Consider the following 407-nt stretch of genomic DNA (forward strand, 5'->3'; position numbering starts at 1 on the left):
CGCTAAGCGCGTCGGAGAGTTTTTTAACGCCAAAAATCTGCATCCCTTCCGGCGCTTTTTTCGGCACGTTAGCCGCCGGAACAATCGCCCGGCGAAAACCGTGTTTCGCCGCTTCAGAGATTCGTTCCTGACCGCTGGGCACCGGGCGGATCTCCCCTGCCAGCCCGACTTCACCAAACACCACCAGATCCTGCGGCAGCGGTCTGTCGCGCAGGCTGGAAACCATCGCCAGCAGTAACGCTAAGTCGGCACTGGTTTCGGTTACCTTCACGCCGCCGACCACGTTCACAAACACATCCTGATCGGCCATTTGCAGACCACCGTGACGGTGCAACACAGCCAGCAGGATTGCCAGACGGTTTTGTTCCAGCCCCACTGCCACGCGGCGTGGGTTCGCCATCATCGAG

1 protein-coding gene is annotated in these 407 nt (G+C 60.0%); it reads right to left on the reverse strand.

The genetic code is table 11. The annotated features are described in order from the left end of the window. Window positions 1–407: magnesium chelatase domain-containing protein (locus H9X96_RS22510; protein ID WP_304622256.1), on the reverse strand; the 407-nt coding region annotated here is incomplete at both ends.

This window comes from Pedobacter sp. N36a (genome assembly GCF_014472395.1).
In the GTDB taxonomy this organism is placed as follows: domain Bacteria; phylum Bacteroidota; class Bacteroidia; order Sphingobacteriales; family Sphingobacteriaceae; genus Pedobacter.